Source organism: Flavobacterium sp. GW821-FHT12A05 (genome assembly GCF_058807735.1).
In genome coordinates, this window is record NZ_JBXAQY010000001.1 from 434,949 (window position 1) to 459,593 (window position 24,645).

Consider the following 24,645-nt stretch of genomic DNA (forward strand, 5'->3'; position numbering starts at 1 on the left):
AGTCCGCGTTTTTATATATTTGCGTGTTAGACAATAATTACATTTTTTAGAATAGATTATATGAGCGAAGAAATCAAGAAGAACAATTATTCAGCAGATAGTATTCAGGCATTAGAAGGAATGGAGCACGTAAGAATGCGTCCTTCGATGTATATTGGAGATGTAGGTGTTCGAGGGCTGCATCATTTGGTTTATGAAGTTGTAGATAACTCTATTGATGAGGCGATGGGCGGACATTGTGATACTATTGGTGTTGCAATAAACGAAGATGGTTCGATTACAGTTGAAGATAACGGACGTGGTATTCCAGTTGATTTACATAAAAAAGAAGGAGTTTCTGCACTAGAGGTTGTAATGACTAAAATTGGTGCCGGAGGTAAATTTGATAAAGATTCTTATAAAGTTTCAGGAGGACTTCACGGTGTTGGGGTTTCTGTAGTAAACGCACTTTCGGTTCACATGAAATCGACTGTTTTTAGAGAAGGAAAAATCTACGAACAGGAATACGAAAGAGGAAAAGCATTATATCCGGTAAAACAAATCGGAGAAACAGATAAAAGAGGTACACGTCAGACTTTTTATCCTGATAATACGATCTTTACACAAACTACAGAGTTCTCTTATGATACATTATCAGCGCGTATGCGTGAGCTTTCTTTCTTAAACAAAGGAATCACAATTACGTTTACAGATAAAAGAGAAGTTGATGATAAAGGCGAATTCAGAACTGAAGTTTTTCACTCTGATGAAGGACTTAAAGAATACATCCGTTACTTAGATGGTAACCGTGAGCCAATTGTTTCTCACGTTATCAGTATGGATAATGATAAAGGTGAAATTCCGGTTGAGGTTGCCTTAATTTACAATACAAGTTATACAGAGAATATTTTCTCTTATGTAAATAATATCAACACTCACGAAGGAGGAACGCATTTACAAGGTTTTAGAAGTGGTTTAACAAGAACCCTTAAAAAATATGCCGATGCTTCTGGTTTGTTGGACAAATTAAAATTCGAAATTGCGGGAGATGATTTCCGTGAAGGATTAACTGCGATTATTTCGGTAAAAGTAGCTGAGCCTCAATTCGAAGGTCAAACTAAAACGAAGCTTGGAAACAGAGAGGTTGTTTCTCCTGTTTCTCAAGCAGTAGGAGAGATGCTGGAAAATTATTTGGAAGAAAATCCAAATGATGCCAAATTAATTATTCAGAAAGTAATTTTAGCAGCTCAGGCTCGTCACGCAGCGAAAAAAGCGCGTGAAATGGTACAGCGTAAAACCGTTATGGGCGGTGGCGGACTACCAGGAAAATTATCTGATTGTTCTGAACAAGATCCTGCAAGATGTGAGGTTTACCTAGTCGAGGGAGATTCGGCTGGTGGAACAGCAAAACAAGGTCGTGATCGTAACTTTCAGGCTATTTTGCCATTGCGTGGTAAGATTTTGAACGTTGAAAAAGCAATGCACCACAAAGTGTTTGAAAACGAAGAAATTCGAAATATCTTTACCGCTTTAGGGGTTACCGTTGGTACAGCCGAAGATAGTAAAGCACTTAATATAGAAAAACTTCGCTACCATAAGGTAATCATCATGTGTGATGCCGATGTCGATGGTAGTCACATTTCTACCTTAATATTAACGTTCTTCTTCCGTTTCATGAAAGAATTAATCGAAGAAGGACACGTTTACATCGCAGCACCGCCTTTATACTTAGTTAAAAAAGGAAATAAAAAAGAATATGCGTGGAATGATGTACAACGCGATCAGGCGAATGAGAGAATGGGAGGAAGTGCCGCAATCCAGCGTTATAAAGGTCTTGGAGAGATGAACGCAGAACAATTGTGGGAAACGACAATGGATCCAAGCTTTAGAACATTACGTCAGGTAACGATCGATAGTTTAGCAGAAGCAGATAGAGTTTTCTCAATGCTTATGGGAGACGAAGTACCGCCTCGTAGAGAGTTTATCGAGAAAAATGCGGTTTACGCAAATATCGATGCTTAATAAATTTTAACACGATAATTCGTTTAATTGTTTAAATTTGTTTAAACGATTAAACGAATTGTTGATTTATAAAATAAACAATTAATTAATAACCGATAAAGTTAAAAATATGAAAGTTACTATTGTAGGAGCAGGAAATGTTGGAGCTACATGTGCAGACGTTATTTCTTATAGAGGAATTGCAAGTGAAGTAGTATTGTTGGATATTAAAGAAGGCTTTGCTGAAGGTAAAGCGTTGGATATTACACAATGTGCCACAAATACTGGTTTTAATACTAAAGTGTCTGGTGTTACCAACGATTATTCTAAAACCGCCGGAAGTGATGTAGTGGTTATTACATCAGGAATTCCAAGAAAACCAGGAATGACAAGAGAAGAATTAATAGGTATAAATGCAGGAATTGTGAAAACAGTTGCCGAAAACGTACTTAAATATTCTCCTGACACTATAATAGTTGTAGTTTCTAACCCAATGGATACTATGACTTACTTGGCTTTAAAAGCTACAGGATTACCAAAAAACAGAATTATAGGTATGGGAGGTGCATTAGACAGCTCTCGTTTTAGAACTTATCTTTCTTTGGCTTTAGATAAACCTGCAAATGATGTTTCAGCAATGGTAATTGGAGGTCATGGAGATACAACTATGATTCCTTTAACACGTTTGGCATCTTATAACGGAATTCCGGTATCACAATTCCTTTCAGAAGAGGTATTGCAAAAAGTAGCTGCTGATACTATGGTTGGCGGTGCCACTTTAACCGGACTTTTAGGAACTTCTGCTTGGTATGCTCCCGGAGCTTCTGTTGCATACTTGGTAGATAGTATCTTAAACGATCAAAAGAAAATGATTGCGTGCTCTGTTTTTGTAGAAGGAGAGTATGGTCAAAACGATATATGTATAGGAGTACCATGTATAATTGGTAAAAATGGAGTGGAAGAGATTGTAGATATTAATCTAAACGATCAGGAAAAGGCTCTTTTTGCTAAAAGTGCAGATGCTGTTCGCAGCATGAATGATGCTCTAAAATCGATTTTAGTATAATAAAAACACTAAAAAAAGGAAAAGGCTGCACTTTTGCAGTCTTTTTTTTGAGATTAATTAATAAATAAATTGGTTAATCTTTTCGTTAATTATATATTTGCTCGATTTAAAAAAAATGTAGTAATTCGTGATCTCGATTTTTTAGTTTTAAAAACTCATGTCAGGGCTTATTTTTAGGGGATTTAAAACCAAAAACAAACATAAAACATAATTAATTTTTAGTAATAATGCAGAATAAAGGACTTATTAAATTTTTCGCAATTCTATTTGCATTGGTAAGTATTTACCAACTTTCTTTCACTTTTGTGGCAAATAATGTCAAAAGTGAAGCAAAAGCTTTTGCAGGAGACAATCCTGATAAAGAGCTAAAATATTTAGATTCTATTGGTAAAGAAAAAGTGTTTAATCTTGGTTTTACAGACTTCACTTATAATGAAGTTAAAAACAAGCAGCTAAACAAAGGTCTTGACTTAGAAGGAGGAATCAACGTTATTCTTCAAATCTCTGTTAAAGATGTTTTAAAAGGTTTAGCAAACAATTCTAAAAATCCAGTATTTAATAAATCATTAGCTGATGCAACTGCGAACTTAGAAGGAAATAAGACCTATTTAAATAAATTTTTTGAAGCATTTGAGGCAAACTCAAACGGAAAAGTAAGATTAGCTTCACCTGATATCTTTGCAAACAGAAGTTTACAAGGAGATGGTGGTATCGATTTTCAAATGTCTGATGCGCAAGTTCAAAAAGTAATTAAAAGAAAAGTTGATGAGTCTATCGAAAGTGCTTACAAAGTATTAAGAGAGCGTATCGACAAATTTGGTGTAACACAACCAAACATTCAAAAATTAGGAGAAACAGGAAGAATCTTAGTGGAGCTTCCAGGTGCTAAAGATGTTGATAGAATTAAAAAATTATTAGGTGGAAAAGCTCAATTAGAGTTTTGGGAAACTTATAAAATTGAAGAAGTTGGTAACTTCTTAGTTGCTGCTAACGAAGCTTTAAAAAAGACTGAAGTTAAGAAAACAGAAACTAAAGCTGTAGCTAAAGATTCATTGAATGCTTTATTAACAGACAATTCTAAAGATTCACTTGATACTAAAAAAGGGAATAATCCTTTATTCGACAAAATGATTGTTCAGGGTGGTGGTCCAGTTTTAGGATACTTCGCTACTAAAGATACTGCAGCAGTTAACAGTTATTTCAAGAGACCAGAAATTAGAATTTTATTGGGCGCTGACCAACACAATGCAAAATTTGTTTGGAGCAAACCAACTACTATAAAAGATGCTAAATCTAAAGATGTTGAAGCAGTAGAATTATACGCTTTAAAAGGAAACAGAGATAACGTACCTGCTATGAGCGGTGGTGTTGTAACTGATGCTAAAGATACTTTTGACCAAATGGGTAAACCAGCTGTTTCTATGCAAATGAACAGTCAGGGAGCTAAAGTTTGGGAAGAATTAACAGGAAGAGCTTTCTCTCAAAAAGGTTATATCGCTATTGTTTTAGATAACATCGTATATTCTGCGCCAGGTGTTACTAGTGGTCCAATTGCTGGAGGAAGATCTGAAATTACAGGTTCTTTTGATGTTGCTGAAACTAAAGATTTAGCTAACGTATTAAATGCAGGTAAATTACCAGCTTCTGCAGATATTATTCAATCTACAGTTGTAGGACCATCTTTAGGTCAGGCTGCAATTGATGCAGGAACTATTTCATCTGTATTAGGATTCTTATTAGTTTGTGTTTGGATGGTATTCTATTATGGTAAAGCTGGATGGTACGCTAACCTTGCTTTATTATTAAACTTACTATTCTTATTCGGAATTATGGCAAGTTTTGGTTTTGTATTAACATTACCAGGTATTGCAGGTATCGTATTAACATTAGGTACTGCGGTAGATGCGAACATTATTATTTATGAAAGAGCGAAAGAAGAATTACGTGAAGGTAAATCATTGTCAGAAGCTGTAGCAGCATCTTACGGATGGCACGGTGCAATGCGTTCTATTATTGATGCTAACGTAACTCACGTTTTAACTGGAGCTATCTTATTTATCTTTGGTACAGGACCAATTAAAGGTTTCGCTTTAACATTACTTATTGGTATCGTAACTTCATTGTTTACTTCTATCTTTATTGCTAGAATTTTCATTGACAGAAATATTGCTGGAAAAGGTGATTTAACTTTCTCTACAAGTATTACTAAAAACTGGTTTACAAACTTCCACTTTGACTTTATTAAAGTGAAGAAATTCACTTATATCTTCTCTTCTATTGTAACAATAGTAAGTTTAACTTCGATCTTCTTTATTAACGGATTAGATGAAGGTGTTGATTTTGTTGGAGGTAGAACTTTTCAGGTTAAATTCGAAAAACCAATCGATGCAACTACAGTTTCAGATGAATTATCTGCTGCTTTTGGTACTCCGGTTGAAGCTAAAATTTTAGGTGATGACGATCAGTTGAAAATCACAACTAAATATAAAATTAAAGAAGACGGTGTTGCTGTTGACGAAGAAGTAAACCAAAAATTATACAAAGCATTACAAAAGTATTACCCAAATACTTCTTACGATAAATTCATCAACTCTTTTGACGGTAAAAAAGTTGGAGTTTTACAAGCTTCTAAAGTTGGAGCTTCTATCTCAGAAGATATTAAAACAAACTCTTACTGGGCAGTTCTCGGAGCAATGGCAGTTATTTTCTTATACTTAATGGTATCTTTCCGTAAATGGCAGTATTCATTAGGTGCGATTGCAGCTGTTGCGCACGACGTAATCTTTGTATTAGGTATCTACTCTTTATGTTATAAATTTATGCCATTCCACATGGAGATGGATCAGCACTTTATCGCTGCGATTCTTACTGTAATTGGTTACTCAATGAATGATACTGTAATTGTATTTGACAGGGTGAGAGAGTTTATCATCGGAAACCGTAAAGGTAGTTTCGAAGATATCGTAAACGCTTCTATTAATACTACTTTATCAAGAACATTGAATACTTCATTAATGATGATCATTGTATTATTAACAATGTTTATCTTCGGTGGAGAATCAATTAGAGGATTTATCTTCGCTATGTTAATTGGTATTATCGTAGGTACTTATTCTTCTTTATTTATCGCTACGCCAGTATTGGTTGATACGATTTCTAAAGATGAAAAACATACAATCGAAGACAAACACAATAAAGCATAATTAATTGCTTAAATTATATTAAAAAAGATCCAGTGAAAGCTGGATCTTTTTTTTGTGCTATATTTAATGGAATTTTAAAATAGTTTATGACAGGAAAATTACTTTTAAGTTTGTTGTTTCTTTTGAGTGCAGGAAATATAATGGCACAAGAAAAGGATTCGCGTCTTTCAATTGGATTTAATTACGGATTCGGAAGCGAATTCAGTAATACAGATTACACTTTTACCAATCACTTTTATAAACTCCAGTTGTATTATAAGCTGAAGGAAGCTAAACATTTTCAGTATGAAGTATTAATACAGCCCGAAATTAATTTTGCAGAACATCAGTTGCTTAACTTCTATTTTGTTAAGCCTGAAAAGCCAGATTATCAGCAAAAAAGAGACGAATATACGCAGTTAAAAGAGGTGAGGGAATATGTGTTGAATCTTGGGTTTTTAGTTCGGAAACCAATCAATAAAAACTGCTCTTTTTATGTCTTGGGAAGTATTGGTCCGATGATAAATGACACCGAAACCGAAAGGATGTCAAAAGGATTCGCTTTTGCTGATGTTTTAGCGCTTGGTTTTTCTTTTAGGGTGCAGAAGATACAATTTGATATTCGGCCCGAAATAAGGCACGTTTCGAATGGAGGATTGGGCGGTAAAAATGCAGGTTACAATACAAAGAATATCGAATTTGGAGTTTCGTATTCGTTATAAATATAAAGCCCGGTATTATGAAAATACCGGGCTTTATATTTTTGAATTATTCTTCTAAACTTAAGAAGCAGATAATGGATTTCTTTTGGCTCTGATAATGAAGAAAAGACCAATAATGATAAAAGGAATACTTAACCATTGTCCTGTTGAGAATAAACCTAATTCTTCTTCGATGCCGCCCTGACTTTCTTTTACAAATTCAACGATAAAGCGAACTACAAATAAAAGTACTAAAAACAATCCGAATAAATATCCTGATCTAAGTCTTGCGTTAGTTTTCCAGTACAAGAAATATAAGATGGCAAATACAAAGATGTAGCAAAATGCTTCGTACAACTGCGTTGGGTGTTTTGCAGGAACTTGTGCTAATAAATCAGCAAATTTAGGGTCTGTTGCAATGGCATTATAAGCCTCTTTTGGATTTGCAATTTGTGTTGCGTTTACCGCTTCGGCTTTGCTGAATTTATCGTGTAAAAATCGGATTCCAAATGCTGATGTCGTTTCGTGACCAATAATTTCTGAGTTCATGAAGTTTCCTATACGAACAAATATTGCACCGCTGGCAACAGGAATTACAACGCGGTCTAAAATCCATAATAAAGGACGTTTTAGGATTATTTTGCTGTAAAAATACATCGCCAAGATAATGGCAATGGCAGCACCGTGACTTGCTAAACCTTGAAATCCTGTGAATTCGAATTTTGGTTCGAATCTAAAAGGTAAAAATATTTCAAGTAAATGATTTCTAAAATACTCCCAATCGTAAAATAAAACATGTCCTAAACGAGCTCCAACTAACGTTGATAAAACAGTCCAAACAAAAAGAGAATCTAATTTATCAATTGGTTCATGTTCGCGTTCGAAAATCTTTTTCATTAGGAACCATCCTAAACCAAAAGCAATTACGAACATTAAACTGTAATAACGAATCATAAAAAATCCTAAATCTATTCCTTCCGAAGGATTCCAAACGATGTTTAAAGGCTGTGTCATATAGTGTAATGTTTTATTATATTTTGTAAAAATAGAGATTAAATATGGAGCAAATCTTTAGAAAAAGTTAATGTTTGTGTGAACATTTCTTTTCGGGAACCGGATCGTAACCTGTCCTTCCCCAAGGGTGACAGCTTAAGATTCGCTTCATTCCTAAATATCCTCCATAGAATAATCCATGTATTTGTAATGCCTGAATCATATAAGTTGAGCATGTTGGCTCAAACCTGCATGAAGCGGGCGTAAAAGGTGAAATCGCAGTTTGATAAAAGCGCACCAGTATTACAAACGGATATATTAGAATTTTTGAAAACATATTTTTTCAGTCATCAGTGATCAGTATTTAGTAATCAGTTTAAATCTGAATACTTTAAACTGATTACTGAACACTTCGTTTTTAAATACTAAAAGAAGTTCCTTCTTTACCGTCTTTTAATTGAATTCCTAAGGCGATTAACTGATCGCGAATTTGATCTGAAAGTGCAAAATTCTTATCAGCTCTTGCCTGATTTCTCATTCCGATAAGCATGTTTACAACACCTTCTAATTTGTCGTTGTTGCCATCGGCAGCTTTCTCGTCACTTAAACCTAAAACATCAAAAACAAAAGCGTTTATAGCTGCAGAGAATGATTTTAGATCTTCGGCAGAAATGGTTTCTTTTCCTTCTTTTAATAAATTGATATAACGTACGGCTTCAAATAACTGCGCAATTAAAATTGGCGTATTAAAATCGTCGTTCATAGCATCATAACAAGCTTGTTTCCAAGAAGAAAAATCAATAGAACTAGAAGAACTTGGGTTAATTGCCGGCAAAGCTTCAATAGCTTCTATTAGTCTTTTATACCCTTTTTCGGCAGCTGTAATAGCATCATCAGAGAAATCTAAAATACTTCTGTAATGTGCCTGCAGCATGAAAAATCTAGTTACAGAAGCAGAAAATGCCTTACTTAGAATAGTATTGTCGCCACTTAAAATTTCTCCCGGTAAAATATTATTTCCGGTAGATTTAGCCATTTTCTTTCCGTTAAGAGTAAGCATGTTGGCGTGCATCCAGTAATTTACCGGCGACTGTCCTGTGCAAGCTTCATTTTGAGCAATTTCGCATTCGTGGTGAGGGAATTTTAAATCCATTCCGCCTCCGTGAATGTCAAAATGATTTCCTAAATATTTAGTACTCATTGCAGTACATTCTAAGTGCCAGCCTGGAAAACCGTCACTCCAAGGAGAAGGCCATCTCATGATGTGTTCTGGTTCTGCTTTTTTCCAAAGTGCAAAATCCTGCGGATTTCTTTTGTCTGATTGGCCATCAAGATCACGGGTATTGGCAAGCATATCTTCGATATTTCGGCCGCTTAAAATTCCGTAATTGTTGGTTTCGTTATATTTCACCACATCAAAATAAACAGATCCGTTGGCAACATAACCAATTCCGGTATCAATGATTTTTTTGATGATTTCGATTTGTTCAATAATATGTCCTGTAGCTGTAGGCTCAATACTTGGCGGTAAAAAGTTGAAAGCTTTTAGAATGTCATGAAAATCTACCGTATAGCGTTGTACGACCTCCATTGGTTCTAATTGCTCTAAACGTGCTTTTTTGGCAATTTTATCTTCACCTTCATCAACGTCGTCTACAATGTGCCCCACATCGGTAATGTTACGAACATAACGCACTTTGTAATCCAGATGTAAAAAGTATCTGAAAATTACGTCGAAAGACATAAAAGTTCTCACGTTTCCTAAATGCACATTACTATAAACCGTTGGTCCGCAAACATACATTCCAACATTTCCTTCATGGATTGGTTTGAAATTTTCTTTTTCACCCGAAAGCGAGTTGTATATTTTTAGTGGCTGCGTTGTATATAAAGGCATATTTTTTTTTTGCTGTTTAACCGTTTAATTGTTGATTTGTTTAATCGTGTAAACGTTTTTTTTGTTTTTTAATTTACTGCGTATTATTCTTTTGAAAGATAATACTTTTTTAAACTATTTATCTGATTACAGATTTTTTCAATTTTTTCACGAGATGCTGTATATTCTGTCTCGGAAACATAATTTAAATCTTTTGAAATAATTAAATGATTCAAAGTTTCCATCGCTGATGAATAAGAAATCGTTAAAAAATGAGCTTTGTCTTTATTCGTATTTCTTGAAGTTCCTTCAGCAATATTAGTAGCAATTGATGATGAACTTCTTTTAATTTGAGAAGTTATTCCGAACAATTCATTTGACGGAAATTTACTAGTTAATTTGTAAATATCCAAAATAAACATTCTTGCATTTTGCCAAACTTCCAGCTTTTCAAATGAAAAAACATACATGTTTTTGGGTTTAATCGTTTAACCGTTTATTTGTTTAACTGTTTTCGATTAAACGATTTAACAAATAAACGATTAACCAAATATTTAAAACTGTGTTTCTAGTTTAATGTAATCAAGAAATTCTCTTTTTGTTTGAGGATCTTTGAATTTTCCGCCAAATTCAGATGTTACAGTACTGCTTTCGATGTCTTTAATTCCTCTTGAGTTTACGCAAAGGTGTTTCGCATCGATAACGCAGGCAACATCTTCGGTGCCTAACGCTTTTTGAAGTTCCTGAACAATCTGCATCGTTAAACGCTCCTGAACCTGAGGTCTTTTTGCATAATATTCAACAATACGGTTCATTTTAGATAAACCAATAACTCTTCCACTTGAAATATAAGCAACATGAGCGCGTCCTATAATTGGCAGTAAGTGATGTTCGCAGGTAGAATAAACCGTAATGTTTTTCTCCACCAGCATTTCGCCATATTTGTAATTATTGTCGAAAGTTGAAGCTTTTGGTTGTTTAGAAGGATTTAAACCTCCAAAAATCTCCTTTACAAACATTTTAGCTACTCGGTTTGGAGTACCTTTTATGCTGTCATCTGTTAAATCCATTCCAAGAGTCTGCAGAATGTTTTCAACATCTTTTTTAATTTTTTCTATTTTTTCATCATCAGTTAAGTCGAAAGCATCTTCTCTAAGAGGGTTTTTTGCGTTACTGCTGAAGTGATTGTCACCTATTTCGTCTAAAAAATCTTCGTTATTTATCATTAAAAACTACTATTATAATGGGTATATCTTTTTAAGGCGGTAAAGATAATTAATAAATAGGAAACCTTTTCTATGCTTTTTACTATTTAATCGATCCTTTTTGGATATAATCTAAATTTGGTCTAATTACGACTTTTTAAAAATACAAAAGACAATAACACAAGCGGTTATTGTCTTTTGAAAGTTAAGTTTAGTTTGTTTTTTATTTGTTATTGTAAGCCAAAAGCGCTTCTTTTAAAATATTTACAGCACTTATTAGGTCTTTTTTGTTTAAAACATAGGCAATTCGAACCTGATTTAACCCCATTCCCGGAGTCGAATAAAATCCTTTTGCAGGAGCAACCATTACCGTTTCTCCGTTTAAGCTGTAGCTTTCTAAAAGCCATTGCGCAAAAGCATCAGAATCGTCGATTGGTAATTGTGCAATACAGTAAAATGCACCTTTTGGTTTCGTTACAATTACACCTTCAATTTTGTTTAACTCTGCAATTAAAGTGTTACGGCGTTCTTTGTATTCTGAAATTACTTCGTCAAAATAACTTTGCGGCGTATCGATAGCAGCTTCGCATGCAATCTGCTCAATTGTTGGCGGACTTAAACGCGCCTGAGCGAATTTCATAACCGTTGCCAGAACTTCTTTGTTTTTTGTAATCAAGCAGCCAATTCTTGCGCCGCACATACTGTAACGTTTAGAAACTGAATCTACCATGATTACATTTTGCTGTACATCTTCTAAGTTCATTACAGAAAAATGCACATCATCTCCATCATATAAAAACTCACGATAAACTTCGTCAGCAATTAAATACAGATCGTATTTTTTAATTAAACCGGCTAATTGTTTAATCTCGGCTTCAGTATATAAATATCCGGTTGGATTACCAGGATTACAAATTAAAATTGCTTTAGTTTTTGGCGTAATCAATTTTTCAACTTCTTCGATACTTGGCAAAGCAAATGCCGTTTCGATAGTCGAAACAAGAGGCACCACAGTTGCACTTGTAGAAGAGGCAAAGGCGTGATAGTTCGCATAAAAAGGTTCAGGAATAATGATTTCATCTCCTGGGTCTGTAATCGTGGCCAGTGCAAACAAAAGGGCTTCAGAGCCACCAGTCGTAACGATGATGTCTTCTGAGTTAACATTTACATTTTGGCGTTGGTAAAATTGAGCTAATTTTTTTCTGTAACTTTCATATCCGGCTGACGGACTGTACTCGATAAGAGTTAAATCAATATTTTTTACCGCCTCGATGGCCACTTCGGGTGTCTTGATATCCGGTTGACCAATGTTTAAGTGATACACTTTGTGTCCTTTTTTCTTTGCGATATCCGCATAAGGAGCAAGCTTACGTATCGGTGATTCGGGCATGTTTCTGCCTTTGCTTGAAATTGTTGGCATGAGATTTTTTATTGAAGTGCAAATTTGCATTTTTTTTTCGAATTTAACGTAAACAATGCATAGACTTATAAAAATCTAACAATAATAAATATATTTACTAATTTTATAATAAAATATTGTCAATGAAAAAATATATTGTGTTGTTTTTTGTGGTATTGCTGCCTTTTTGTTTAAAAGCTCAAGATAATTTCATTATCTCAAACAACAAAAAAAAGGTCGTCATCCCTTTTAAATTGATAAATAACCTGATTTTTATTCCGATAAAAGTAAACGGAATAGAGCTGAATTTTCTTTTAGACTCTGGTGTCGAGGAAACTATTTTGTTCAGTATGGATGAAATGCAGGAGGTTAAGTTTAATAATGTGGAGAAAATCAAACTTAGAGGACTGGGTTCTGAAAAAGAAATAGAAGGACTTAAATCAACGAACAATACTTTTGAAACTTATGGGCTTAGATCAAATAATCATATGCTGTATGTTATTTTAGATCAGAGTTTTAATTTGTCGTCGCATATTGGTATTCCGGTAAATGGAATTATTGGATACAAATTTTTCAAGAACAATATAGTGGAGATTAATTATGAAAAACGAAAAATTACCGTGTATGAAGACAAACAGGAAATCCAGAAAAAGCTGGATAAAAAGTTTAAACTAATCCCGATAACAATAGAAAAATCCAAGCCTTATATTTATACAACAGCCGTTGTTGACAGCATGGAAATTGATGCAAAACTGCTAATTGATATTGGTAACAGCGATGCTTTCTGGATTTTCGAAAATTCAAAAATTAAACTTCCTAAAAAGAACTTTCCTGATTTTTTAGGAAAAGGATTTAGCGGCGATATCGAAGGGCATCGTGCACGAATTCAGATGTTTTCAATCGATGAGTTTGATTTTAAAAGACCAATAGTTGCTTTTCCTGATTCGTTATCTATTGCGAATGTTAAAATGGTTAAAGATAGAATTGGTTCAGTTGGAGGAGAAGTTTTAAAACGATTCAATATTGTTTTAGATTACAGGGATCAAAAGCTTTATCTGAAAAAAAACAACAAATTCTCAGATCCTTTTACGTATAATAAAAGTGGTATAACTATTCAGCATAATGGATTGCAATGGGTTCAGGAAACGGTTCATTTAGAGACAGTTCAAGTGGTTTCGAGTGTGAGTGAAACGGAAAGAAATCAAAATAATAACGGAAGTAATTTTAGATACAAGTTTTTGTTAAAACCAGTATACGAAATTGTAAACATCAGAAAACATTCAGCTGCTGAAAAATGTGGCTTACAAAAAGGCGATATCATTATCAGTATTAATAACGAAAGACCTTACAAGTATTCTTTGCAGCAAATTAATCAGCTTTTAAAATCCGAAGAAGACAGATGGATTACTATTGATGTAGAAAGAAACAGCCTTATTTTAAAATTTAGGTTCAGACTTGAAGACGAGTTGTAATTTCTTTTTTATTAAATTCTTTCCGATATTCAAATTTGCAGCTTAGTTTGTATGTATTTTAAAAATTAATAAGAAAATTAAGTTTTTTAGGAAGTAAGCACATATTTTATTATGTTTAACAAAAATAATAATATATGGTCAAAAACTACATTAATTTCTTACAATTCTTATTGTTTTTTACTTTTCTAACAGTTTTTTCTCCAAAAATTTATTCACAATGTGCTGGTACAGATGCACATGTTGATATTTGTACAATAGAAGATCCTGTAAATCAAAACATATCGTTATTTTCTTTGTTAGGAGGCAGTCCTGTACCGGGCGGAACATGGACAGGAGACGATACTTCCCGAGGATTAAACCCCGCTTTGGGAACTTTAAATGCGCAGCTCATCAGTCAGGGAGGAAACTATCGATATACTTATACAGTACCTGCTGCTACGGGATGCACAGATAATAAAGCTACAGTAACCCTTACTATTGGCGCTTATGCCGGAGTTCCAGCTCCGCATGCCACGGTGTGCAGTGATGAGGAGTTTTTTAACCTCTTTACAGCATTCAATGGAACTGTAATGGCACCGCATACAAATGGAACATGGAGAAATAGTACCGGACAAATTGTAGACCAGCTTATTCCAATTAAAGGAATTGGAGGAACTTTTCAATTTACTTATACAGTACCACCTGTGCTGGCGTGTTCTCCAAATTCGCCATCTTCTACCGTAATTGTAACGATTAGAAAAGCGCCGGAAGTAGGAAAGGCAAGGAATTTATTGCTTTGTGCAGAAACTGATCTTGCTTTTTATACCAACTTAGATTTAAGCACCAGACTTACAGGGCAGGATAAGGGAGGCGAGTGGAGAGGTCCCGGTTTAACATCTTTAAGCGATAATTTTGTTAATCTGCAGGAAGTCTATGATGCTGGCGGGCCGGGATCCTATACGTATACCTATACTGTTTATGCAACTCCAAATAATAAAGTATGCCCTGATAAAACAGAGCCTATAGTAATTACGATTGAAAAAAGACTCGATTTTACAGGAGCGAAAATTGAAGTTATAAAAGATATTTGTGAACCAGATATTCCAACGGCAACTTATTCAGCTGTATTAACAAGAGGTGCTCAGCCTATTCCTAACGGGCAATATCGCGTTACATTTGCTGTTTCAGGACCCAATGGCGGTTCTCAAACCATTGTGGCTAACTTTGTAAACGGAGTTTTAAACTTTCCAATTTCTTCTTCTTATTTCAGACAAGTAGGTAAGTTTACGGTATCAATTATCAATATTGTGGATGTTGCAAGCGAAGGAGCTTGTAATAATATTGTAAATGATTTATCAGATGAACTCGAAGTACATCCTATTCCGCGTTTAGATGGTGCGGTTTTAACTTTAGAACCAACATGCCAGAATAAAAATGCATTGGCACATCTTACAAATGCTTTGCGTTTACCAGATGGAAAATATAGTATTCGTTATAATATCTCTGGCGACAATTCGGCACTAGGACAAACGGCAAATATTACGGTTACAGGTGGCAATGCAAATTTTATTATTCCGGGAAGTTTAAATATAAAGAGTGGTGTGTCAATTATCACCATTACGAATATCACAAATACAGTAACAGGCTGTACCAACACAGCTGCGATAAGAGGAGATGTAACTATAAATCCGCTGCCAAATGCTTCAACAGTAAGCGTGGTCGTTAATGATCGTTGTCTTCATGATCCAGTTCCGGTAACAATTTCCGGATTAGGAACTTTGACTGATGTTACGATTTCATATATGCTTCAAGATAGTAATTTAAGCACTTCAGAAACAGTTGTACTGCCTGTTACTGGCGGAAAAGCAAGTTTCGAAATTCCGCCGGATTTACTTTTAAATACAGGATCTACCATTATCTCAATAACCAATTTAAAGAATAATATAACCAATTGCGATGTTGATTTAACGAATGTATTAGACAGTTTTATTATAAATCCAATTCCTGCTGCGCCAATTGCAAGGCCGCAGTCTTTTTGTAAATTTGACGAAGCTTCGATTGCGAATTTATTTCCAAAAGGGCCTCAATATAAATGGTATAATTCAGCAGCAGCGACAACAGCTCTTCTGGATACTACTATTTTAGAATCAGGAAATTATTATGTTAAAGAAACTTCGCCTGCTGGCTGTACATCAGAAGCGGCAATGGTTTTGGTTACCGTAAACGATTCGCCTGCTCCGGTTTTAAATACAGATGGAGCAGATTTCTGCGGCTTAAATAATCCAACGATTGCAGATTTATCAAATAATACCAATGTGCCTTCAACTGTAGTTTGGTACGATGCAGAAACCAACGGAAATTTATTGTCAGCATCCACTCGTTTAACAGAACAGGGAGAATATTACGGATTCAATTTTCCGAGTTCAGATTGTTTTTCTTCGGAACATATTAAAGTCACGGTTAAATTAACAGATTGCGACGATGTGCCAAATGACTTTTTTATTCCCGATGGATTTTCGCCAAACGGAGACGGCGTAAACGATTCGTTTGTAATAAAAGATATCGAGTTTTTATACCCCAATTATACCCTTGAAATTTTTAACAGATACGGAAACGGAATGTATAAAGGAGATAAAAATAAACCGGCTTGGGACGGGATGAATTATGAAAAGAGCGGTATTGCGGGAGGTATTGCACCAAACGGCGTTTATTTTTACGTGCTGCATTTTAATAAAGACAATAAACCGCCAAAACAAGGCCGTCTTTATTTAAACCGATAAATCTCTTTTTATATTATTTAATATAATTTTCAAATGAAAAAAATAATACTCTTTATAAATTTCCTCTTTTATTTGTCCGTTTCTGCGCAGCAAGATCCAGAATACACGCATTATATGTACAATATGAGTGTGATAAATCCGGCTTATGCAACAGGAGTTCCGGCCATGATGAATTTTGGAGGATTGTATAGAACACAATGGGTGGGTGCCGTTGGCGCGCCAAAAACATTCACCTTTTTTGGACACAGCGCTATAACAGAAAAAGTCGAAGTGGGTTTGTCATTCATTTCAGATGATATTGGAGACGGCGCCAAAAAAGAAAATAATGTGTATGCTGATTTTGCCTACGTACTGAAATTGGGCGGGCAAAACAAACTTTCACTCGGGCTTAAAGCTGGATTTTCGTCGATACAAAGTAATTTCAATGGATTTCGTTTTACAGATCCTCAAACTGATTTTGCTTTCGCAGAAAATATAAACGCCACTAAACCAAATATTGGAGTAGGAGCTTATTATTTCAGAGACAATCTATATGTGGGATTATCAGTTCCCAATTTACTTAAATCAAAATATATCGAAGAAAAATCAGGGATAAACGCTTTTGGATCGGAACAAATACACACTTTTTTAACCGCGGGTTATGTTTTTCAGCTTAATGATATGTGGAAGTTAAAGCCTGCTTTTATGTCAAAATTTGTAAAAGGCGCTCCCATAACTTTAGACATTACGGCCAATGTTTTGTTTAACGAGAAATTTGAATTTGGTGCTGCTTACAGGATCGACGATTCGGTAAGTGCGTTGTTCAATATCAACGTTACGCCATCGCTTAGAGTAGGCTATGCATACGATTATACCACTACTAATTTTGGTCAGTTCAATTCGGGAACACACGAAATTATGCTGCTTTTTGATTTGGATTTATTAGGAAAAGGATATGATAAATCACCTAGATTCTTTTAAAATGAAAAATATGAAAAAACTACTCGTTATTATATTCGTATTTTCAATACAGTTTATAAATGCCCAAAATCAGGAATTGTCTAGAGCTAAGAAATTTTTCGACAGAACCTATTACAGCGAAGCCATTATTTTATACGAAAGACTGGCCGAAGAAAAACCTTCGCAGGAAGTAATTAAAAACCTGGCAGATTCTTATTTCTATACCAACAATTTGGTCAAAGCCCAGCGTTATTACCGCCTTTTGGTAAAAAGCTACAATAATAATTTAGACAGAGAATACTATTTTAGATATGCCCAGACTTTAAAAGCAACCAATAGTTATGACGATGCAAACGAAGTTTTAAAAGAATATTATGCAAAATCAACCAATCCTGAGGATATTTCTAATTTCGAAAAAGACCTTAAAACCTTAGAGAACGTATCGGCAATTGGAAAACGATTTGAGATTAAAAATCTGCCGATAAATACGCCAAATTCTGAGTTTGGAGCGGTTGAATACAAAGGTAATCTGGTATTTGCAGGCGTTAAATTAAAACCTGGAATATTCGATAAAAAATTTAAATGGGACAACGAAACCTATTTAAATTTGGTTGCAATTCCGCTGCAAAACATAAATACGGCAGATTCTACGGTACATTATTTTTCCAAAGAATTAAAAACCGGAATGCACGAATCGAATGCCATTTTTACCAAAGACGGCAAAACAATGTATTTTACCCGAAACAATTCTAAAAACGGAAGAAAAAAGAAAGACGACAAAAAAGTATCAAACCTGCAGATTTTTAAAGCCGAATTGGTTGAAGGAAAATGGACCAATGTTACATCGCTTCCGTTTAATAGTCCTAATTATTCTGTTGAACATCCTGCTTTAAGTGCTGACGAAAAAGTATTGTATTTTGCTTCAGATATGCCGGGATCTTTAGGATCTTTTGATATTTATTCGGTTAACGTAAACAAAGGCGCATTTGATACACCAAAGAATTTAGGACCGGAAATTAATACCAGTAAAAGAGAGCAATTTCCTTTCGCTTCCGCGGATGATAAACTGTATTTTTCTTCGGATGGACATTTAGGTTACGGATCTTTGGATGTTTTTGTGTCTGAAATAAACGGAAATACGTATTCAAAACCTGTAAATATCGGTTTGCCGTTAAATTCAAATTTAGATGATTTTGCCTTCAATATTAATTCTGAAACCAAAGAAGGGTATTTTGCTTCTAACAGAGAAGGAGGAAAGGGCAGCGATGATATTTATAAATTTAAAGAAATCAAAGACTTAATTGTAGAAGACTGCAAACAGTTTATCGCCGGAATTATTACAGATGTTGATACCAAACTGGCTTTAGAAAATGCAACCGTAATTTTACAGGATTCAGAAAATAAAACCCTGAATATCATTACGACTTCGGCCGATGGAAAATTTAGTTTTACCGCTGCCTGTGAAGCATCTTATAAAGTTTCGGCTTTTAAGGAAAAATATACGAATGAGTCTGTAATCTTGACTTTGGATAAAACCCGAGACAAAGTAAACGATGCTTCTTTAGCATTACGATCTTTAGATGCAATTAAACTCGAAGAAAAGGAAAATGCCGAAAAGAAAAGAAAGCAGGAACTTATTATAGAAGAAGAAAACAAGAAAAAAGAAGCACTTGCCGCCATAGAATTAAAGCAAAAAGAGAAGAAAGCTAAAGAAGCTGAAATCGTTGCTGCCGAAGTCAAAAAGAATGAGAAAGTAAAAGAGATTTTAGAGAAGGAAAAAGACGTTATAAGAGATAAAGATCGTTTGATTATTAAAACAGATCCTATTTATTTCGATTACAATTTGTGGTACATCCGTAAAGAATCTAAAGTTATTTTAGGCCGTGTTGTTGAGTTAATGAATAAATATCCTGGAATGGTAATCGAAATTGGATCGCATACCGATTCGCGCGGAAATGAAAAATTCAACGCCGATTTATCTCAAAAAAGAGCCAATTCTACCAGAGAATTTATCATTCAATCCGGAATCGATGCTAAACGCGTTTCGGCAAAAGGTTATGGAGAATCGGTGCCCATTATAAAATGCAAACCCGATGAAGCCTGCTCCGAAGAAGAACACGAATTAAACAGAAGATCTGAATTTGTAATTAAGAATTTATAGTTTTTTTACTGCACTATACCAACCCGACAGTCCCGAAGCCTCGGGATAAAACCTGTTGGGTTTTATTTTGAAGTCAATATTTTTTAAAACTCTTTTTTTTAGCTTCTTTTTTATTTAATTTTATAGAATAACCTTGAACAAAATATTGAAATATGAAAAATCTAGTTTTACCTTGTCTGCTTGTAATCTGTTTAGGATTCCAAAGTTGTAAAAATGATGAAAAACAAAAAGAAGCCGAAGCTGCAAAAGCGGAGGGAGAAAAGATTGTAAGCACAGATTGCTTTAAAGCGATATACGAAAAGGATACAATAGATTTAAAATTGAATACTTTAAAAAACGGAAAATTAACCGGAGATATGGTAATGAAAGTAGCTCCTTCGACAGTAAGAACGGGTGAAGTTGCAGGAGAATTTCACGGAGATACCTTATTTATAGATTATACGTTTAAGGATTCAGCCAGTAAAGACAAAATTTTTAAAAACCCAATGGCGCTTTTAAAACGTGACAAACAGCTTATTTTAGGAAACGGAACCATGCAGACTACAATGGGAGTAACCTATTTGGTTAAAGATAAACCAATCGATTTTGATCGCGTAAAATATAAATTCGAAACCGCAGAATGCGCTGAGAAAAAATAATAATCTCTCCAAACAAACCCGACAGGTTTCAAAAACTTGTCGGGTTTAATTTTAGAATCCAAATAAAAAAGCCGTTTCTAATTAAAGAAACGGCTTTTACTATTTTTAGGATTTATTTTTTTATAAAACTTCTCCCTTAATTTTAAGGGCAACTCGGCCATCAGGATAGTTTACGGCATTTGTTTCTACAGTAATTGTTTTACGAATAGGTCCGGCAGCCATATTATATTTTACATCTATTTTGCCTTTTTTACCAGGCATTACAGCTGCTGCGGGTTTAGTAACAACTATAGAACTAACTGTAGATTCTGCACCAATAATTAAAAGCGGCGCATCGCCTGTATTAGTAAACTCAAAGGAGCGTACTCCATTGTCAGTCTTTGAAATTTTACCATAATCAATGGTATTGTCCGGGGCTGCAAATTCAATTTTTGGGCCGTTTTGTGCATAACCTATTGCGCTAAACAATAAGACTGCAATAAAAGAGGCTGCATTTTTCATTTTGAAATTGTTTTTAAGTTGTAAGTAAATATACATTCTTTTAATTAACACACAAATTATTAATTCGTTTTTTATAGTCTACTTAATTATTTACTTTTGCTGTCAGATATAATTACAAAAATTGAACCAAAGTTTCGTTTATTTGTTTTTCTGTTTAATCGTTTAATTGATTGGGATTGAGTTTACATTGCTAAAATTTCAAAAAATAACGATTAAACGAATTAACAATTAAACGAATCAACAAAAAAAATAAACGATTAAACAACCTAATAAATGACAATTCCAGCACAATTTGACGCTAAGACGATTGAGAACAAATGGTATGAGTATTGGATGAAAAACAATTATTTTCATTCAGAGCCAGATCATAGAACGCCGTATACTATTGTAATTCCTCCTCCAAACGTCACTGGTGTCTTGCATATGGGACATATGCTGAATAATACTATTCAGGATGTTTTAATTCGTAGAGCCCGTCTTAAAGGTTTCAATGCCTGCTGGGTTCCTGGAACGGACCATGCTTCTATTGCAACTGAGGCAAAAGTCGTAGCGAAACTAAAAGCAGAAGGAATCAATAAAAATGATTTGTCCCGCGAAGAATTTTTGGCACATGCCTGGGAATGGACACATAAATATGGCGGCACAATCCTTGAACAACTTAAGAAATTAGGTGCTTCATGCGATTGGGAACGTACCAAATTTACGATGGATCCTGACATGTCGGCAGCTGTTATTAAATCGTTTGTAGATTTATACAACAAAGGATTAATCTACAGAGGATACCGAATGGTAAACTGGGATCCGGAAGCTAAAACTACTTTATCTGACGAAGAAGTAATTTACGAAGAACAACAAGGAAAATTATTTTTCTTAAAATATAAAATCGAAGGTTCAGAAGATTTCCTGACTATCGCAACAACACGTCCGGAAACTATTTTTGGAGATACTGCCATCTGTATCAACCCGAACGATGAGCGTTTTACACATTTAAAAGGTAAAAAAGCTATCGTTCCTATTTGCGGCAGAGTAATTCCAATTATCGAAGACGAGTATGTAGATGTAGAATTCGGAACAGGATGTTTAAAAGTAACTCCTGCTCACGATATGAACGATAAAACGCTAAGAGAGAAACATGATCTTGAAATCGTTGATATTTTTAATGAAGATGCTACATTAAACAGTTTCGGATTACATTATCAAGGAAAAGATCGTTTTGTAGTTCGTACTGAAATAGCAAAAGAATTAGAAGAAATTGGAGCTTTGGCAAAAACCGAAATCCATTTGAATAAAGTAGGAACATCTGAAAGAACCAAAGCGGTAATCGAGCCAAGATTATCAGATCAATGGTTTTTAAAGATGGATGAATTGGTAAAACCTGCAATTAAGTCGGTTTTAGAAACGGGTGATATTAAATTACATCCAAAACGTTTCGAAAACACTTACGCGCATTGGTTAAACAATATTCGCGATTGGAATATCTCTCGTCAGTTATGGTGGGGACACAGAATTCCTGCTTTTTATTACGGAGACGGAAAAGAAGATTTTGTAGTTGCTGAAAACATCGAAGATGCATTAAAATTAGCACAAGAAAGAACTAACAATTCACAATTAACCATTAACAATTTAAGGCAGGATGTTGATGCTTTAGATACTTGGTTTTCTGCTTGGTTATGGCCAATGTCAGTTTTTGATGGTGTTGTGAATCCTGAAAACGAAGATTTTAAATATTATTATCCAACAAATGACTTGGTTACAGGTCCGGATATTTTATTTTTCTGGGTTGCCAGAATGATCATTGCTGGTTACGAATATACAGGCGAAAAACCGTTTAAAAATGTATACTTAACAGGTTTAGTACGTGATAAACAACGTCGTAAAATGTCTAAATCATTAGGAAATTCTCCTGATCCTTTAGACTTGATAGAAAAATTTGGTGCCGATGGTGTTCGTGTAGGATTGCTTTTAAGTGCTTCTGCAGGAAATGATATTATGTTTGATGAAGAATTATGCCTGCAGGGAAAATCATTCACAAACAAAATATGGAATGCTTTTAAATTGATTAAAGGCTGGGAAGTTTCTGAAACAATTCCGCAGCCGGAATCATCAAAAGTAGCAATCGAATGGTACGAAGCGAAGTTGCAGCAAACGTTGGTTGACATTGAAGATAATTTCGAGAAATACAGAATTTCAGATTCATTAATGGCAATCTACAAATTGGTTTGGGATGATTTCTGTTCTTGGTTTCTTGAAATGATCAAACCAGCGTATCAACAGCCAGTTGATAAAGCAACGTTCGACAAAGCAATCGAAATGTTAGAAAGTAACTTAAAATTACTTCACCCATTTATGCCTTTCTTAACAGAGGAAATTTGGCACTTAATTGCTGACAGAACTCCGGAAGAAGCTTTAATTGTTTCAACCTGGCCAGAATTAAAACCTTTTAATGCAGGTTTAATTACTGATTTTGAAAGTACAATCGAAGTAATTTCTGGAATCAGAACGATTAGAAAAGATAAAAATATTCCGTTTAAAGATGCTATCGAATTAAAAGCAATCAACAGCGAAAATATCTCTACTTATTTTGATACTATTGTATCGAAATTAGGAAACATTACGGCTTTCGAATATGTTTCGGCTAAAGTTGATGGAGCGTTATCTTTCCGTGTAAAATCAAATGAATATTTCATCCCGATTTCTGGAGGAAACATTGATGTTGAGGCTGAAATTGCAAAACTAACCGCAGAGTTGGTTTATACGCAAGGATTTTTAAAATCAGTTCAGGCAAAATTATCAAACGAGAAATTCGTTGCCGGAGCACCAGAGAAAGTATTAGCAAACGAAAAACAAAAAGAAGCGGATGCTTTAGCAAAAATTGCTACAATCGAGCAAAGTATTGCTGGTTTGAAATAAAAATCAGATTGATTTAAAATAGAAAAGCTGTCCAAAGTGGACAGCTTTTTTATCTTGTATTATTCTGAATAACTGTGAATCGCAAATTTTAATTTTCGTAGAAATTATCTTTAATATAGAAAACAGTGTCTATAAATTGAAGTATACCATTTTCTGTTAATACGTTTTCGTCGTGAAGATCTTCTAGTATAATTCCTAAATCAGGATTATAATAATCATTATTCTTAGTATTTAAAAATCCATTTGCAAGCATAAATTTTCTCACAGTTTCTAGATCTGTTGGTTCTGTTGCTTTTACAAAAGGTTGTTCGACGACTGCAAATATTGTATCTGCATTTTTAAAAAAGCCTAGTAAATTATATGCTGTATCAGGAAAAAAGAAGTTATTTAATAGTAAGTTATTAAAGTAATCAATCCATGAGTTATAGTAAATAGAGTCATTAAGTTTGATAACATTTTTACCATCTTTTAGAAAAACTTTTTGTTCTGCCCCTTCGGAAACATAATTATCAAGATTAATATCTAAAATCCAAAGGTTATTTATATCAATAATTTTTCTAAGGTCTCTTTTTCTTGTTTTTTGAAATGCTTGAATCCTTCAGCCATTGCACTTGAGCTTTGGCTTCTTCTAAGGTAACAGGCTGCTGCTTGGATAATTGTTCCATGCTTAACTTTGCTCTTTCCTGAAATGATAAGTTGTAATTCATATTTCAGATAATAAAATGTAAAAGTACCACATTTTATTTGTAATGTCAAACGCTATATCGTTTTTGTAGTCTTTGTATTATGTTTTGCTTCTTTCTTAAAACTAAAAAAATGAGAAATAACTTTAACGTCAACAACGATGCTTATTATTGTCTATG

Annotated in this window: 19 protein-coding genes; 10 read left to right on the forward strand and 9 right to left on the reverse strand. The window is 34.4% G+C overall.

Annotated features, from left to right (window positions below; genetic code table 11):
- The first annotated feature begins 60 nt into the window (after positions 1-60).
- The 4 genes from gyrB to AC1RRQ_RS01665 all read left to right on the forward strand — a co-directional run bounded on the left by gyrB (position 61) and on the right by AC1RRQ_RS01665 (position 6,950).
- Positions 61-2,001 (forward strand): DNA topoisomerase (ATP-hydrolyzing) subunit B, encoded by a 1,941-nt coding sequence (gene gyrB / locus AC1RRQ_RS01650; protein WP_493020788.1) that lies wholly within the window; start codon positions 61-63, stop codon positions 1,999-2,001.
- Between the two features lie 109 nt (positions 2,002-2,110).
- Entirely contained in the window at positions 2,111-3,046 is a 936-nt protein-coding gene (gene mdh / locus AC1RRQ_RS01655) for a malate dehydrogenase (protein WP_493020790.1), read from the forward strand.
- A 227-nt stretch (positions 3,047-3,273) separates the two neighbouring features.
- Positions 3,274-6,249, forward strand: coding sequence for a protein translocase subunit SecDF (gene secDF, locus AC1RRQ_RS01660; RefSeq protein WP_493020792.1), 2,976 nt, complete (start codon positions 3,274-3,276; stop codon positions 6,247-6,249).
- 86 nt (positions 6,250-6,335) lie between these two features.
- The gene (locus AC1RRQ_RS01665; protein WP_493020794.1) at positions 6,336-6,950 is read left to right on the forward strand and encodes an acyloxyacyl hydrolase; all 615 of its coding nucleotides are present in this window, start codon (positions 6,336-6,338) and stop codon (positions 6,948-6,950) included.
- Between the two features lie 60 nt (positions 6,951-7,010).
- Here the strand turns inward: AC1RRQ_RS01665 and lgt are convergent, their stop codons facing one another.
- From lgt to AC1RRQ_RS01695, 6 genes are all read right to left on the reverse strand, one after another.
- On the reverse strand, positions 7,011-7,943 hold the full coding sequence (lgt, locus tag AC1RRQ_RS01670; protein WP_493020796.1) for a prolipoprotein diacylglyceryl transferase: 933 nt from the start codon (positions 7,941-7,943) through the stop codon (positions 7,011-7,013).
- Positions 7,944-8,010: 67 nt separating this feature from the next.
- Complete coding sequence (gene yidD / locus AC1RRQ_RS01675) at positions 8,011-8,259, reverse strand: membrane protein insertion efficiency factor YidD (protein WP_493020798.1); 249 nt, start codon at positions 8,257-8,259, stop codon at positions 8,011-8,013.
- An 81-nt stretch (positions 8,260-8,340) separates the two neighbouring features.
- Positions 8,341-9,819, reverse strand: a complete 1,479-nt coding sequence (gene cysS, locus AC1RRQ_RS01680) for a cysteine--tRNA ligase (protein ID WP_493020800.1) — start codon at positions 9,817-9,819, stop codon at positions 8,341-8,343.
- 83 nt (positions 9,820-9,902) lie between these two features.
- Positions 9,903-10,268, reverse strand: coding sequence for a four helix bundle protein (locus AC1RRQ_RS01685; RefSeq protein WP_493020802.1), 366 nt, complete (start codon positions 10,266-10,268; stop codon positions 9,903-9,905).
- Between the two features lie 84 nt (positions 10,269-10,352).
- Entirely contained in the window at positions 10,353-11,024 is a 672-nt protein-coding gene (gene folE / locus AC1RRQ_RS01690) for a GTP cyclohydrolase I FolE (RefSeq protein ID WP_493020804.1), read from the reverse strand.
- A 202-nt stretch (positions 11,025-11,226) separates the two neighbouring features.
- Entirely contained in the window at positions 11,227-12,423 is a 1,197-nt protein-coding gene (locus tag AC1RRQ_RS01695) for a pyridoxal phosphate-dependent aminotransferase (RefSeq protein ID WP_493020806.1), read from the reverse strand.
- A 122-nt stretch (positions 12,424-12,545) separates the two neighbouring features.
- On the opposite strand from AC1RRQ_RS01695, the gene AC1RRQ_RS01700 reads away from it, so the two are divergent.
- From AC1RRQ_RS01700 to AC1RRQ_RS01720, 5 genes are all read left to right on the forward strand, one after another.
- Positions 12,546-13,874, forward strand: a complete 1,329-nt coding sequence (locus tag AC1RRQ_RS01700; RefSeq protein ID WP_493020808.1) for a PDZ domain-containing protein — start codon at positions 12,546-12,548, stop codon at positions 13,872-13,874.
- Positions 13,875-14,008: 134 nt separating this feature from the next.
- Positions 14,009-16,633, forward strand: a complete 2,625-nt coding sequence (locus AC1RRQ_RS01705; RefSeq protein ID WP_493020810.1) for a gliding motility-associated C-terminal domain-containing protein — start codon at positions 14,009-14,011, stop codon at positions 16,631-16,633.
- 33 nt (positions 16,634-16,666) lie between these two features.
- The gene (locus tag AC1RRQ_RS01710; protein ID WP_493020812.1) at positions 16,667-17,593 is read left to right on the forward strand and encodes a PorP/SprF family type IX secretion system membrane protein; all 927 of its coding nucleotides are present in this window, start codon (positions 16,667-16,669) and stop codon (positions 17,591-17,593) included.
- Positions 17,594-17,603: 10 nt separating this feature from the next.
- The gene (locus AC1RRQ_RS01715; RefSeq protein ID WP_493020814.1) at positions 17,604-19,733 is read left to right on the forward strand and encodes an OmpA family protein; all 2,130 of its coding nucleotides are present in this window, start codon (positions 17,604-17,606) and stop codon (positions 19,731-19,733) included.
- Positions 19,734-19,885: 152 nt separating this feature from the next.
- Positions 19,886-20,371 (forward strand): hypothetical protein, encoded by a 486-nt coding sequence (locus tag AC1RRQ_RS01720; RefSeq protein ID WP_493020816.1) that lies wholly within the window; start codon positions 19,886-19,888, stop codon positions 20,369-20,371.
- Positions 20,372-20,491: 120 nt separating this feature from the next.
- On the opposite strand, the gene AC1RRQ_RS01725 is transcribed toward AC1RRQ_RS01720, so the two are convergent.
- The gene (locus AC1RRQ_RS01725; RefSeq protein ID WP_493020818.1) at positions 20,492-20,872 is read right to left on the reverse strand and encodes a DUF1573 domain-containing protein; all 381 of its coding nucleotides are present in this window, start codon (positions 20,870-20,872) and stop codon (positions 20,492-20,494) included.
- Positions 20,873-21,145: 273 nt separating this feature from the next.
- Between AC1RRQ_RS01725 and AC1RRQ_RS01730 the strand changes: the two genes are divergently transcribed.
- A complete protein-coding gene (locus AC1RRQ_RS01730) occupies positions 21,146-23,782 on the forward strand; it encodes a valine--tRNA ligase (RefSeq protein WP_493020820.1) in 2,637 nt (878 codons plus the stop codon).
- An 88-nt stretch (positions 23,783-23,870) separates the two neighbouring features.
- On the opposite strand, the gene AC1RRQ_RS01735 is transcribed toward AC1RRQ_RS01730, so the two are convergent.
- Both AC1RRQ_RS01735 and AC1RRQ_RS01740 read right to left on the reverse strand, forming a co-directional pair.
- Complete coding sequence (locus AC1RRQ_RS01735; protein WP_493021457.1) at positions 23,871-24,377, reverse strand: putative polyvalent protein kinase domain-containing protein; 507 nt, start codon at positions 24,375-24,377, stop codon at positions 23,871-23,873.
- Entirely contained in the window at positions 24,323-24,538 is a 216-nt protein-coding gene (locus tag AC1RRQ_RS01740; RefSeq protein ID WP_493020822.1) for a hypothetical protein, read from the reverse strand. The genes AC1RRQ_RS01735 and AC1RRQ_RS01740 overlap by 55 nt, the downstream gene beginning before the upstream one ends.
- Positions 24,539-24,645 lie beyond the last annotated feature (107 nt).